A 12,734-nucleotide genomic window follows, 5' to 3' on the forward strand; every position below is an offset into this window, starting at 1 on the left:
GCATGCAGCGGATGTTTGACCGATTCAAATATAACGGCCTGTTCGTCAAAATGTTCCTGGTCATGCTCGTCAGCATCGTCGCTGTCGCCGTCACGGTGACGTGGGCGACGATCAGCATGTCCGAGCGGGTGTTCATGAATACGTTCAGTCTGACCAACTCCAAGATTATCGGCCAGATTGAGGCGGCTATGGATACTTACAATTATTCCGTCGTGTTGACTGCCAACGGCATCTCTCAGAGCGGAACGGCCCGCAGCTTCCTCACAGAAGAGAACGGTAATTCCTTGGAACAGAACAACAGCTACTACAGCATGGGACGGATGTTCAGCCAGATCAGCACCGGGCTGGAAGCCTATGAAGTCGGCATTTATATTACCGGCACCAATGGACGCAGCTACGCGACCGAGCGGACATTCTGGCCGATTACAGATAGCGAATTGCGGCAGCACCCGGCTACCGAGCGAGCGATCGCTGAGCCGCGCCGTCTCCTGTATCAATATGATGACCCCCGTGAGGCCGGGATTGCGGACAGCGAACCTGCAGTTGTCGTAACCAAAGCGATGATGGACCGCTCCAGCAGTACACTTTACGGCGTCATCTATTTCTCCATGCTTGAATCCGAGTTCCGACGCTTCTACTCCAGCTTCACTACGCCGGGCAATGATGTAGCCATTATGGGGACTGACGGGACCGTCATTTCCTCCAATCGCGAGGACTGGCTGGGACGTCAGGATCAAGAGTGGCTGGCGCATGCCGTTCAGATGCAGGAGGAAGGCTTGCCTTATCTGGAAGCTAATATTGCCGGTACCAGCAGTATTTTGGTTGCCAATTACAATCCTTCCCTGGGTCTGTACATTCTGAATATTATCGATAAGGACAGGGCGATCGGCCAATTCATCGATACCGACACGATCATCCTGTGGGTGATATTCATTGTCATGCTGGCCTTGATCATTGTCTTCTTGATCTCCCGCAGGCTCACGCGCTCTCTGTCGCTGCTGGTCAAGCAGATTTCCACGATTTCCAAGTATGAGTTTGACCATCATGTCAGTACAACAGGCAGCTTTGAGACACGCCAGCTGGCCACGGCCTTCAACGCGATGATGGACGAGCTGCAGGAGTATGTCAGTCAACTGGTCCATACCCAGAAGCAGCAGCGCAATGCTGAGCTATCGGCCCTGCAGCAGCAGATCAATCCGCATTTTCTATATAATACGCTGGCCTCTGTTAAGTTTATGGTTCAGCAGGGCAGCAAGGAAAAAGCCGCGGAAATTATCAACTCGTTAATCTCACTGCTTCAGAATGCGATTGGCAATGCGAGTGAGACGATCCCGGTCAGCCAGGAGCTGGCGAATTTGCGGAACTATGTGTACATCAATCATGTCCGTTACGGCGAACGGATCAAGGTCAACTATTTTGTTTCCCCCGATTGTATGGGATACCATGTGCCGAAGCTGATGATTCAGCCTTTTATCGAAAATGCATTCTTCCATGGCTTTAGCCGCAAAACGGAAGGGCATATCTACATCATGGTCTCTCAGGACGGCGAATCGCTACTGTGTGAAGTGGTCGATAATGGTGACGGCATGGTGCTGGATGCGGAGAATCATCTCCCCGCGCCTCGCGGCAAACGGCAGCAATTTACAGGCATTGGTGTCAAAAACGTCCACGAACGGGTCCGTCTGTTGTATGGGGACGGTTACGGCGTGACAATTACCAGTGAATTGGGAGAAGGGACAAAGGTAAGAATTCGCATTCCGCTCATCGAGGGTTAAAGATTTTACCACTATCCAAAAATCGTCCTAATATACGAATTGTCGAGACGAAAATCCATAATAATCTGACCAAAGCTGGCAAAGATAATCCTAACCTACGCCAATCTCCCGATGCTAAAATAAATGCAGTGAGCGGGGAAACGCTTACAGGAAAGATATAAAAATGGAGGTCTTGACACATGAAAAAATGGATTGCCGTGTTGCTGGTTTCAATGATGGCTATTACAGCTTGCTCATCCGGCGGCAACAATAATGAAGGTGCGGCTGAGGGTGGCAGTGCAGACAAATTGGTGGTCTGGGCATGGGATGCCAACTTCAACGTAAAAGCCATGAATCTGGCTAAAGAAGCCTATCAAGCGGAAAACAGTGGCGTTGAAATCGAAGTGATCGAAAACGCTCAGAATGATATTATTCAACGTCTGAATACAGGTCTTAGCTCCGGCACAACTCGTGGTCTGCCGAACATCGTTCTGATTGAAGACTACCGCGCGCAGAGCTTCCTGCAGGCGTATCCTGATATGTTTGAACCGATCGGCGACAGCTTCCAGGCCTCTGATTTTGCAGAATACAAGCTGGGACCAACAAGCGTGGACGGCGAGCAATATGGTCTTCCTTTTGACTCCGGCGTAGCGGGCCTGTTCGTCCGCACGGACTATCTGGAAGAAGCAGGCTACACCGCTGACGATCTGCAGAACATCACATGGGATGATTACATCGAGATCGGCACCAAAGTCAAGGAAGCAACAGGCAAAGACTGGATCACCCTTGACCCTAACGACCTTGGTATCCTGCGTATGATGATCCAATCGGCTGGATCCTGGTACGTTCAAGAGGACGGCAAAACAGCTGATCTGAAAGACAACGCAGCACTGAAAGAAGCATTTGAAGTGTACAAAAAAATGATGGACGCCAACATTGTCCGCATCCATTCCGACTGGAGCCAATATGTAGCAAACTACAATAGTGGCGAAGTCGCTTCTGTACCGACAGGCAACTGGTTCACCTCTTCGATTACTGCTGCTGAAGACCAATCCGGCAAATGGGCTATCGTGCCTGTGCCAAGACTGGCAAACAATGATTCGGTCAACGCAACGAACCTGGGCGGCAGCTCCTGGTATGTGTTGAATGTTCCTGGTAAAGAGCAAGCGGCTGATTTCCTGGGTAAAACCTTTGGTTCGGACGTAGACCTGTACCAGAAGCTCGTTGAAGAAATTTCTGCGATCGGCACCTACATGCCAGCAGCGGAAGGCGAAGCTTACAAAGCGCCGAATGAATTCTTCGGCGGACAAAATGTCATCTCTGATTTCGCCACTTGGACCAACGAAATCCCTAACGTCAACTACGGCATGAACACTTATGCCATCGAGGATATTCTCGTTGTCGAGATGCAGAGCTACCTGGGCGGCAAATCCGTAGACCAAGCTCTGGCTGATGCGCAAGCACAAGCTGACACACAGATTAAATAAACCACAGCATCCGTGCGTCCCGGTCGGTTAGCCCGGCCGGGACGTCAGGCATGCCGGTAGTTGCGATGGGATGAGCGTTCTATAAGCGTGCGCCAGCATAAAAAGACAAGCATGCTATGGATCGACAACGGTGTGAGAGAGGCGAATAACATGAACATAAAAGCAAGAACAAATGCCATTAGCTGGTCATTTATCGCCCTGGCGGTCATAATGATCTGCATTTTCTATTTTTATCCGATGGTGCGGGCCTTGATGCTCTCGTTTCAATCGGGTACGGGTACCAATCTCTCGTACGTGGGATTGGACAATTACGCACGCCTGCTGACCGACTCGACGTTCCGGACGGCGTTATTTAACACCTTCATCTACCTGATCATTCAAGTGCCGGTCATGATTATACTGGCTATTTTTATTTCCGTGCTGCTGAATGATCCGAAGCTGAAGTTCAAAGGTTTTTTCCGGACAGCGATCTTCCTGCCGGCGGTTACCTCGCTTGTTGCGTATTCGATTATTTTCAAGTATCTGTTTGCCGGTGACGGTCTTGTCAATTCGTTGCTGATGAATCTGCATATTATCCAGACACCAATCCAGTGGATTACGGATCCCTTATGGGCGAAGGTGACGATTATTATCGCCATTACGTGGCGCTGGACAGGGTACAATATGATTTTCTATCTGTCTGCTCTGCAGAATATTGACAACTCCATCTACGAAGCGGCGCGCATTGATGGCGCCAATGCCTTTACCCAATTTACGAAAATTACGGTTCCTCTGTTGAAGCCGATTATATTGTTTACTTCCATTACGTCGACCATTGGTACGCTCCAATTGTTCGACGAGGTGATGAACATTACCCAAGGTGGTCCGGGCAATGCGACGATGTCGTTGTCCCAGTACATCTACTATCTCTCGTTCCGCTACACGCCAGACTTCGGCTATGCGGCTACCGTTTCGTATGCGATTGTTATTCTAATCGTGATCTTCTCGGTTATTCAGTTCAGATTGGCAGGTGATCGTAAATAATGGCAACCCTCAAACGTGTGTTTATGTATGTGTTCCTGAGTGGGGCGGCGGCGATTTCGATTTTTCCGTTCCTGTGGATGATCATCAGCTCCACCAACCGCTCCGTCGACGTTACCCAAGGTAGGCTGTTGCCCGGCAGCGCGCTGGGGGAGAACCTGAGCAAGGCGTTCGAACAGATCGATATCTTGCAGGCGCTGATGAATTCGGCCCAGATCTCCGTTATTACGACGCTGCTGGCTTTGCTGATCTCCTCGCTGGCTGGCTACGGGTTCGAAATTTTCCGCAGCCGCGCCAAGGACATCGTCTTCAGCATTCTGCTGTTATCGATGATGATCCCGTTCGCTGCGCTGATGGTGCCGTTGTACCGGATGTTCGGTTCCATTTCGCAAACCGTACCGTTTATCGGGATTGATACGATTTCCTCGGTCATCCTGCCGACCATGGTGACGGCGTTCCTGATTTTCTTCTTCCGCCAGAGCACCAAGATGTTTCCCAAGGACATGCTGGAAGCAGGCCGGATTGACGGTCTGACCGAGCTTGGGGTGTTCTTCCGTATCTATGTGCCAACCATGCGCACCACCTATGCGGCAGCGGCGATCATTACGTTTATGGCTAGCTGGAACAACTACCTGTGGCCGCTCGTCGTATTGCAATCGCCCGAGAAGCGGACGATTCCGCTGCTTATCTCGAATCTCGGCTCCAGCTACTCGCCGGACTACGGCGTGATCATGACCGTTATTCTGATCGCAACGCTGCCGACCGCGATTGTCTTCTTCCTGATGCAGAAGCACTTCGTGGCGGGCATGACCGGCTCGGTTAAATAAGGACCTGGAGGAGAAACCATGACAACTACAGAACCTACTTTGGCGTGGCTGAGCGATCCGACGGTGTTTGCCGTTAATCGTGTACCGGCTCACTCTGATCATACTTATTATCGTACCCGGGAAGAAGCAGAGCGCCGGGCAGCGATGGCGATGCGCCATTCGCTGAATGGCGCTTGGTCGTTCAATTATGCGGTGAATCCGGCTGCTCGTCCGGCGGAATTCTACCGTGATGACTTCAGTACAGCTGGCTGGGGCGCCATTCAGGTGCCTGGCCATATCCAGCTCCAAGGTCATGGACAGCCGCAATACGTCAACACGATGTATCCATGGGACGGTGTGGAGGAGCTGCGGCCGCCGCACATCTCCGAAGATGACAACGCGGTGGGCAGCTATGTCCGTCATTTCCGTCTCCCTGCCGAGCTGTCGGGCGGACCGCTGTACATTTCGTTCCAGGGCGTGGAGAGCGCCTTCTATGTGTGGCTGAACGGTCACTTCGTCGGCTACGGGGAAGACAGCTTCACGCCGTCCGACTTCGAATTGACGCCTTACCTCCGGGAGGGCGATAACAAACTGGCCGTTGAGGTGTATCAGCGCAGCACGGGAGGTTGGCTGGAGGACCAGGATTTCTGGCGCTTCTCCGGCATCTTCCGTGAGGTTTACCTGTATACCGCACCCAAGCTGCATGTGTTCGATCTCGATGTTCGTCCGGAGCTGGATGCTTCGCTGACCAAGGGCTCACTGAGTGTAGCGATGAACCTGCTGACTGCTGCTCCTGCCGGAGCCCAGGCGATGGTTTCGCTGCGTGATGCGCAAGGGACCGAGGTTGCCTCCGTTGAGGTGTCGCTAACCGAAGGCGAGACACGCGCGGAGGCGCAGCTGACGGTGTCTGATCCGAGCTTGTGGAGTGCTGAACGGCCTTATTTATATGATTTATTCATCGAGCTGCGCGATGCATCTGGAGCTGTCATCGAAGTAATCCCACAGCGTGTGGGCTTCCGCCGCTTCGAGATGGTGGACAAGATCATGCGAATCAATGGTGAGCGTATTGTATTTAAGGGCGTCAATCGTCACGAGTTCAATCCGCGCAACGGCCGCGCAATCTCCCGCGAAGATATGCTCTGGGACATCCGTACGCTGAAGCAAAACAACATTAACGCTGTGCGGACTTCGCACTACCCGAACCAGACGCTCTGGTATGAGCTGTGCGACGAATATGGCGTTTATGTTATTGATGAAATGAACCTCGAAACCCATGGTTCTTGGCAGAAGATGGGCGCTGTCGAGCCGTCTTGGAATATCCCACGCAGCGATCCGAAGTGGCAGGATATTGTACTCGACCGTGCCATTTCCGTCTACGAGCGTGACAAGAACCATCCGTCGATCCTCATCTGGTCGCTTGGTAACGAGTCTTACGTGGGCGATGTTCTGCTGGAGACCGCTCGTTATTTCCGCCGTCAGGATGACAGCCGACTCGTCCACTACGAGGGTGTGTTCTACGACCGGGATTACTCAGAATGCAGCGACATGGAGAGCCGGATGTATGCCAAGCCGGCAGACATTATCGAATACCTGGAGAACGATCCAGACAAGCCGTACATCAGCTGCGAGTACATGCACGCCATGGGCAACTCGCTGGGCGGCATGCGTCATTACACAGACCTGGAAGAACAGTATCCACTGTATCAAGGCGGCTTCATCTGGGACTACATCGACCAGTCGCTCTACACAAAGGACCGCTACGGCAACGAGTTTCTCGCCTACGGCGGCGACTTCGGCGACCGTCCGACCGATTACGGCTTCTGTACGAACGGTATTGTCTATGCCGATCGTACCCTGTCGCCGAAGATGCAGGACGTGAAGTTTCTGTATCAGAACCTCAAGGTGACTCCATCGCGCGAGGGCGTGTCGGTACGCAATGACAACCTGTTCACCTCATCGGCGGACTTCGACCTGCTCGTTATTGTGCGTCGGGAAGGTGTTGAAGTATCGCGTCAGACCCTGAGCGTTGACGTAGCTCCACTATCCGATCAAGAGGTGAAGGTAGCGTTGACCGAAGGCTTGTCTGTGCCTGGCGAGTACACCATCGATGCGGCATTCGTGCTGCGGGAGTCCACGCTGTGGGCAGATGCTGGACATGAGGTAGCTTTTGGCCAGTATGTGTTCCGGGTGGACACGCAGGCAGCGAGGGCTGGGGGCGCTGAGGCGCTCGGAGGGTATGCACCGCTTCAAGTAGCAGAGGGTGATGTGTATGTGGGCGTGAAGGGCGAGGGCTTCCGCGTCATGTTCTCGCGTCAGGCGCCGGGTCTGACCTCCCTGCGCTATGCCGACCGCGAGCTGATCGCCGCACCGCCAACGCCATTGTTCTGGCGGGCGACCACAGATAACGATCGGGGCTACTCGCAGGGATACGATGCTGCATTATGGTATGCGGCAAGCCTATCGCGCAAGCTGCTGAGCTTCGAATGGGATGCAGCGGCTGATGGCAGCCGTGCCACCTTCTCTTACCGCTACGCACTGGCGATCCATGGCGACCTGGAGATTGCGATCGACTATATCGTGACGCCGGACGGCCGGGTTCAGGTCGACAGCAAATACAAGGGCGCAGCCGGGCTGCCGAATCTGCCGATCTTCGCGCTCTCGTGGAAAGTGCCAGCGGACTACAGCCGTCTCGCCTGGTATGCGAACGGGCCGGAAGAGAACTACGCCGACCGTGCCGAGGGTGCTAGGTTGGGCTTGTTCGACGGCACTGTGGCCGGCAATGTTGCAGGCTATCTGATGCCGCAGGAATCCGGCAACCGTACCGGCGTGCGCCGCGTCCGTGTGCTGGATGAAGCGGGCCGCGGTTTGCGCGTCAGCTCGCTGGAGGGTGGCGAGCCGCTGGAGTGCAATGTGTCGCCGTACACGGCATTCGAGCTGGAGAACGCCCAGCATCTATACGAGCTGCCACCGGTCCATTACTCGGTCATCACCGTGGCTGGTCGCCAGATGGGCGTCGGCGGCGACGACAGCTGGGGCGCACCGGTCCATGACCAGTACCAAATCCCGAGCAATGGCGAACTGGCCTTCAGCTTCGTCATCAGCCGGGAAGGGCTGTAAGAAGGACTTCCTGAGTCCATTCCTTCCATCCCCGATTGTCCGCTTCGCGCCTCTGCGCGTGGCTGGACGGTCGGGGATTTTTGCGTAGCAGGGGGAGGCGCTTTTAACAAGATAGGGACTGATGGCTTTGAGCTGTGGTGTGGCGGCTGCGGAGATAGTAGTATCATTGGAAGATTGACGTAAGGGGGGAGAATCGTGGTGAGTGTGCGGCTGTTGGAGTGAGACGGGGAGTGTGTGCACGAAACTGGGTAACGTTAACTTGCTCAAATCGGATGTTTTACGAGGCTAACGAAACGTGGGGACGCTATTTGCCTCCCAAACCACGATTTTATTGGGAATGAGCGGAATAGCGATTTGGTGTTTCGTTAAGGCAGAGAATGGTGGGTTTTGGTCCAAATAAGCATCTGTCGTTTCGTTAGCGTGGGGCAACATGGCTCATCATGTCTTATCACACCTCAATCGGTTCGCGGACCTGGAAGAAGGTGGCGATTCCGCATCCGGTCATGGCTCTGGCGGTAATTCTTCTCTTCACAAAATGCCCGTGAAGTCTGGCATAATCGTGCGGACAAGCGTATACTGTAGGCAGTATCTTACCAGGGGGGAACAACTACATGTCAACACAGAAAGTCCGGATCGGAATGATCGGCGCTGGCGCGATCGGCGATGTGCACATGAACGTATTCAAGCGGGTACCAGACGCAATTATGGTATCGGTTACAGACGCGTATCTTCCACTTGCGCAAGAAAAGGCCAAGGTGCATGGCATCGAAGGCGTTCACGATAACCCGCAGGCCATGCTGGAGGACCCGGAGGTCGATGCGGTCATCATCGGTGTGCCGAACCAATACCATGCGCCGCTTGCGATTGAGGCACTCAAGAACGGCAAGCACGTGCTGCTGGAAAAACCAATGGCAATCGATGCGGTTTCCGCACAGCAGATCGTCGAAGCGATGGAGGCGTCCGGCAAAATCCTCATGATGGCTCACCAGATGCGCTGGACGGGACTAGCCCGTGCTTTCAAGCAGCATATTGAGAAAGGCGACCTCGGCCGCATCTACCACGGCAAAACTGGCTGGTTCCGCAAGAAGGGAATCCCGGGCTGGGGCTCCTGGTTCACGCGCAGAGATCAATCCGGCGGCGGCCCGCTCATCGATATCGGCGTACATATGCTTGACCTGTCGCTCTACCTCATGGGTAATCCGCGTCCGGTATCCGTGTATGGCGCGACCTATGCCGAGTTCGGCCCGAAAAAGCGCGGCATTGGCACGTGGGGCACGCCTAATTGGGATGGCTATTATGATGTAGAGGATCTGGCGACGGCGCTGATCAAGATGGACAACGGCTCAACCCTGTCGCTTGAAGTGAGCTGGGCCGCACATGCTGCAGGTCTTGGACAAGAACCGTTTATCCACCTGATGGGGACCGAAGCGGGCGGTTCGATTGTTGGCGACAAAGGGTCGCTCGTCACCCATGCCTTCGATCAAGTCGTCGAAGCCGAGATCAAGCATCTGGGTGGCGAGGACGACCGGACGATGATGAGCAAGCATTTTGTCTCCTGTATCCTGGAGAACAAGGAGCCGATCTCTTCGGCTTTGTCGGGCTACACGAACAACCGGATCCTCGCGGCCATCTACGAGTCCTGCAAAACCGGCAACGAGATCAAGCTGAACTGGTAAAGTAGGGGCCTGGCAGCAGGTTATCACGACGGGACCTGCTTTACGGCAAAACCCGCATGTGAACGTGACTTGTTGCGTCTTCAGGTCATCCTATACGATACCAACGAAAAAACCGCGTTTGCACCTTATTGTGCAGACACGGTTTTTTTTGATGTCAGCCTGAGCTCAATTCAAGTGTCATGCTGGCAGCCCTGCTCCTGTGCGCAGGAGAGCAGGTACCTCGGTTAGCCAAGCTTGGCATCGCAGTAGCGCACCAAACTTCCTCTATTCGCACGCATTCCCGCCGCTCGCCCGCAGTAGCGCTTAACTCACGGGCGGCGATAGCCGAGCTGAGTGGAGATCTCGTCAGCGGCGGCTTTGACCCGGCAGACGAGCTCAGGCAGCCGCTCTTCGTCAAAGGTCACTTCCAGTCCGGCTATGCTGATTGCAGCCAGGATCCGGCCCGCGTGATCGAAGATCGGGGCGCTTAATTCCGCCGTGTAGCTCTCCAGCTCCGAGCGGCTGAAGCTATAGCCCGTCGCTCTGGAGCGCTCAAGGGACTCTCGCAGCAGCGCCTTGTCGATGATGGTACCGCTGCTGATCGGCTCCAGCGCCAAATCGGCGAGATAAGCCTCCCTTTCCTCCTCTGGAATAAATGCCAGAATAATGCGGGATGAGGCGCCGGCATACAGAGGGGCTTTTTTGCCGATTTTGGTGAACAGCCGTACAGGGTGATTGGTATCTAATTTTTCGATGTAGATCGCTTCTTCGCCGTCCCGTAGCACCAGATGAACCGCTTCCCCGACCGCATCCCGCAGGCGCTCCATCGCAGGCAGCGCAGCATGGCGGATATCGAGTCGTTCAGCGACCAGGTTGCCGAATTGCAGGAACAGCAGGCCGAGCGAGTAGGTACCTTCGGCATCCCGATGCAGGAAGCCCATCTCCTCCCAAGACCCTACCATGCGGTGAACGGACGTTTTGGGGATGCCGGAGAGCTTCACCATCTCGTTCATGCTCAGTTTGGTATGGGTTAAAAACAGGTTCAATACATCCATGGAACGCACGACGGTTTTATTTTTATTTTGCACAAGGTCCTCCTGTAAATCACAAGCATGTCTGCTAATAAATTCCCATTTCCCGGGTGTTGATACTCAGTATACAACGAACAACGGCCAAAACCCAAGCTTTAAAATAAAGACCTAACGTAAAATAAAGACTTGCAATTTATTTAATTCCGACTATAATGATCGTATATATAGGTATGATTTTCGGAATTATAGTTCCGCAATTCGGAACAACAATGAATGAAATTTTAGGGTTGGGAGAAACGAGATGATGATGAAACGACAAGAAAAGCTGCAGATCGATCAATTGACCGTACGCTATACAACCCGCGAGACGAGCACGACTGCGCTGGAAGGCGTCGATCTCCATGTCGGCGAAGGCGAATTTGTCTCCGTGGTCGGCCCCAGTGGCTGCGGAAAATCTACGCTGCTGAAGGTCGCCTCAGGCTTGTTGAAGCCGGCTGCCGGAGAAGCACGACTGGACGGTCGCGTCATTAACGGGGTGACCGGCGAGGTAGGCATGGTGTTCCAGAATGATGCGCTGCTGCCCTGGAAGACGGTTTTCGACAATGTCCGTTTGCCGTTGGCAGTCAAGGGCTTGTCCCGGTCTGATCAGGCTACTGAGGTGCGGCGCCTGTTGGCCATGGTAGGACTTAGCGAATTCGAGGACTTCTACCCCAAGCAGCTCTCGGGCGGCATGAAGAAACGGGTTGCGCTGGCCCGCACGTTTGCCTATGATCCGGACCTCTATCTGATGGACGAGCCGTTCGGTCCGCTCGATGCCCAGACACGGGTGAAGATTGGCGAGGAGTTCCTGAAGATCTGGGAGAAGGTCGGCAAAAGCGTCCTCTTCATCACGCACGATATCGAGGAGGCGATTGCACTGTCGGACCGGGTGGTTGTCATGTCCAGCCGTCCGGGACGCATCAAGGCCGAATTTGAAGTCAACCTGGAGCGTCCGCGTCCGTTCTACGAAATTCGTTTTGATAGCCGGTTCAAGGAGCTCCAGCGTCAGATCTGGAACTGTATGGCTGAGGATGAACAGAAAGGAGGGGTCTGACGATGGCAGAAGCCAATCGTTACCGCTCGCTGCAGGTGTGGGGTGGCCGGATCGTTCTTGGGGCGGTCATCCTGGGACTGTGGGAGCTGACGTCCGGTACACTGTTCAACTCGTTCTGGATTAGCAAGCCGTCCCTGATTATTGAGCGGATCTTCGAGATGGTGGAGCGGGGCACCCTCTGGTTCCACGTATCGGCAACGCTGCAGGTAGCTGTCGTTGGTCTCGTCATCGGGATGATTGCCGGTACGCTAATCGGTATCGGCCTGGCATACAGCGGCATCTTCGAGCGTTGGGTTTATCCGTACATTATGGCGCTCTACAGTCTGCCGCGTGTCTCCCTGGCTCCATTGTTCATCGTCTGGTTTGGAATCGGTATGACCTCCAAGGTGCTGATGGTTGTAGCGATGGTCATCTTCGTCGCCTTCTACAATGCATTTGAGGGCATCCGCAACATCGACCGCGATCTGCTGGACATGATGAAGACCTACAAGGCGAGCCGCTTGCAAAAGCTCTCATGGGTCATTTTCCCCTCCATCACCGTCTGGGTGCTCACCAGTTTGAGGCTGAACATCGGGATGGCGCTCATTGGCGCCGTCATCGCAGAGTTGGTAGGCGCAAGCCGGGGCCTGGGATACTACATCACCTATTCCTCCGGCATGCTGGACACGACGGGCATATTTACAGGTCTTTTCCTGATCATGATGATCGCGGTCATTATGGAGCAAGTGGTAGTTCAACTAGAACGCCGTCTATTGAAATATCGCTAAAGGC

At 54.1% G+C, this 12,734-nt stretch carries 9 protein-coding genes; 8 read left to right on the forward strand and 1 reads right to left on the reverse strand.

Going from position 1 to position 12,734, the window contains the following annotated elements:
* Window positions 1–2 precede the first annotated feature (2 nt).
* From F556_RS0119610 to F556_RS0119635, 6 genes are all read left to right on the forward strand, one after another.
* The gene (locus F556_RS0119610) at window positions 3–1,775 is read left to right on the forward strand and encodes a sensor histidine kinase (protein ID WP_020618697.1); all 1,773 of its coding nucleotides are present in this window, start codon (window positions 3–5) and stop codon (window positions 1,773–1,775) included.
* Between the two features lie 179 nt (window positions 1,776–1,954).
* Window positions 1,955–3,241, forward strand: coding sequence for an ABC transporter substrate-binding protein (locus tag F556_RS0119615; RefSeq protein ID WP_020618698.1), 1,287 nt, complete (start codon window positions 1,955–1,957; stop codon window positions 3,239–3,241).
* A gap of 150 nt (window positions 3,242–3,391) precedes the next feature.
* A complete protein-coding gene (locus tag F556_RS0119620) occupies window positions 3,392–4,264 on the forward strand; it encodes a carbohydrate ABC transporter permease (protein ID WP_020618699.1) in 873 nt (290 codons plus the stop codon).
* Window positions 4,264–5,088, forward strand: a complete 825-nt coding sequence (locus F556_RS0119625) for a carbohydrate ABC transporter permease (protein WP_020618700.1) — start codon at window positions 4,264–4,266, stop codon at window positions 5,086–5,088. Before F556_RS0119620 ends, F556_RS0119625 begins: the two co-directional genes overlap by 1 nt.
* 18 nt (window positions 5,089–5,106) lie before the next feature.
* Window positions 5,107–8,184 (forward strand): beta-galactosidase, LacZ type, encoded by a 3,078-nt coding sequence (lacZ, locus tag F556_RS0119630; RefSeq protein WP_020618701.1) that lies wholly within the window; start codon window positions 5,107–5,109, stop codon window positions 8,182–8,184.
* Window positions 8,185–8,795: 611 nt separating this feature from the next.
* Complete coding sequence (locus tag F556_RS0119635; protein ID WP_020618702.1) at window positions 8,796–9,860, forward strand: Gfo/Idh/MocA family protein; 1,065 nt, start codon at window positions 8,796–8,798, stop codon at window positions 9,858–9,860.
* A gap of 308 nt (window positions 9,861–10,168) precedes the next feature.
* Here the strand turns inward: F556_RS0119635 and F556_RS0119640 are convergent, their stop codons facing one another.
* Window positions 10,169–10,927: an IclR family transcriptional regulator gene (locus tag F556_RS0119640; RefSeq protein WP_020618703.1), complete on the reverse strand. Its 759-nt coding sequence runs from the start codon at window positions 10,925–10,927 to the stop codon at window positions 10,169–10,171.
* A 244-nt stretch (window positions 10,928–11,171) separates the two neighbouring features.
* Between F556_RS0119640 and F556_RS0119645 the strand changes: the two genes are divergently transcribed.
* Window positions 11,172–11,963, forward strand: coding sequence for an ABC transporter ATP-binding protein (locus F556_RS0119645; RefSeq protein WP_020618704.1), 792 nt, complete (start codon window positions 11,172–11,174; stop codon window positions 11,961–11,963).
* A gap of 2 nt (window positions 11,964–11,965) precedes the next feature.
* Window positions 11,966–12,730, forward strand: a complete 765-nt coding sequence (locus F556_RS0119650) for an ABC transporter permease (protein WP_020618705.1) — start codon at window positions 11,966–11,968, stop codon at window positions 12,728–12,730.
* Window positions 12,731–12,734 lie beyond the last annotated feature (4 nt).

Source organism: Paenibacillus daejeonensis DSM 15491, from assembly GCF_000378385.1.
GTDB lineage: Bacteria > Bacillota > Bacilli > Paenibacillales > Paenibacillaceae > Paenibacillus_D > Paenibacillus_D daejeonensis.